This window comes from Myxococcus vastator (assembly GCF_010894475.1).
Lineage (GTDB): Bacteria > Myxococcota > Myxococcia > Myxococcales > Myxococcaceae > Myxococcus > Myxococcus vastator.
The window spans coordinates 1-1,704 of record NZ_JAAIYB010000804.1 but is presented as its reverse complement, the minus strand read 5'-3'; the positions used below and the strand labels follow the sequence as shown (position 1 = coordinate 1,704).

Sequence of the window (1,704 nt, the reverse complement as noted above, 5' to 3'; positions counted from 1 at the left end):
CCCACGCCCCGCCTCGGCCCCAGGCACGCGCCAGCAGCGTCCCCGCGGCGGTCAGCACCATGCCGGCCACGGCGTAGACGGCCGCCACTCGCAACAGCAGGCCCGGGATGACGGGCCGCACCGCCGCCATCAACGCGGCGTAGGGGCCCTCCACCGGGATGTCCATGCCCACGACACCCGAGCGCAGCAGCAGCCACGACTCGGCGGCGAACAGCGACACACCCAGCACGGCCCCCACGAGGAGGCGCGGCCACCAGAAAGGGAGAATGCCGGAAGGGGGGGATTCGGGCATGACCTCCTCTTCTATACCCGATTGAAACAGGCGTGTGCCGGCCGGACGACCGGCCCCCGCCAAGGTGCGCTCAGCGCGAGGCCATTGCAGAATGGAGGGCCTTGACTCCGCCTCGAATGGCAGCCAGCGAGGGCCTTATGTCACCGCACGGTGCCCATCCCGATGAGAGCCAGGACCTGGTGAGCCGGGCGCTGGACGCCGAGCGCCATCACAACGCACGGCAGATGGCGCGGCTGCGGCTGGTGGCCGTCACCCTGCTGCTGGGCGTCGCGCTGTATCAAGGTGTCGCGCGGGGCATGGCGGACTGGAACGTCTATCTCGTCCCCCTGGGCATCTACTGGCTGTGCACCGTGGCGGGACGGGTGGCGGTGTCACGCTGGCCGCCAAGCGCCTCGTGGGCCGGCCTGACGCTGGCCTTCGTGGACGCGCCCGCCATCTACTGGATGCAGCACCTGGCGATTCCCGTGTCCCCCTCTCCAGGCGGCGTGGCCGGCTTCACGCTGGGCATCTACACCGTGCTGGTGCTGCTGGCGGCCCTGTCGCTGCGCCGCTCCGTCACCGCGGTGGTCATGACGGTCGCCGCCGTCGGCGTGGTCCGACTGCAGGACGAGGCGGACATCGGCATGGGCGCCCAGGTGGCCGCCGTCGTGCTCCTGGGCATCATGGCGGCCGGCGCCCACCACCTGCTGGCCCGCATCCACGCCCTCACCGCCGCCGTCTCCCAGGAGGGGCTGAAGCGCGCCCGCCTGGGCCGCTACTTCTCGCCCTCAGTAGCAGAGCGACTGCAACAGCAGACCTCGCTGGCCCCGGAGCTCCGGGAAGTCACGGTGCTGTTCGCCGACCTCCGGGACTTCACCGCGCTGAGCGAGCGCATGCCGCCCGGCCAGGTGGTGGAGCTCCTCAACGAGTACTACGGCCGCATGGTGGAGGTGGTGTTCCGCCACGGAGGAACGCTCGACAAGTTCATCGGGGACGCGCTCATGGTGTACTTCGGCGCGCCGCTGGACGACGCCGAGCACCCCCTGCGCGCGGTGCGCTGCGCGCTGGACATGGTGGTGGAGTTGGACGGCGTCAACGCCGCCCGGACCGCCCGGGGCGACCCCGTGCTGCGCATGGGGGTGGGGGTCCACACCGGCCCCGTCATCCTGGGGAACATCGGCTCCACCACCCGCCGCCTGGAGTACACCGCCATCGGGGACACGGTGAACGTGGCGTCCCGCATCGAGCAGCTCACCAAGGTGGCCGGCGTCACCGTCCTCGCCTCCCAGGCCACCCGGGAGCGCTGCGCCGAGGCCTTCGCCTGGGCGCCGGTGAGCCCCACCCTGGTGCCCGGCAAGCGGCTGCCCGTGGTCACCTTCGCTCCCAGTGTGGGACAAGCCCAGGCCGCGCTCGCGTCCGGCTGATCCACCCCC

Annotated in this window: 1 protein-coding gene and 1 pseudogene; one reads left to right on the top strand and one right to left on the bottom strand. The window is 71.8% G+C overall.

Annotated features, from left to right (window positions below; genetic code table 11):
* Nucleotides 1–292 (bottom strand): annotated as a pseudogene (locus tag G4D87_RS37445) (sulfatase-like hydrolase/transferase); the annotation flags it as partial.
* A 137-nt stretch (nt 293–429) separates the two neighbouring features.
* On the opposite strand from G4D87_RS37445, the gene G4D87_RS37440 reads away from it, so the two are divergent.
* Complete coding sequence (locus G4D87_RS37440) at nt 430–1,695, top strand: adenylate/guanylate cyclase domain-containing protein (RefSeq protein ID WP_205507882.1); 1,266 nt, start codon at nt 430–432, stop codon at nt 1,693–1,695.
* The last annotated feature ends 9 nt before the right edge of the window (nt 1,696–1,704 follow it).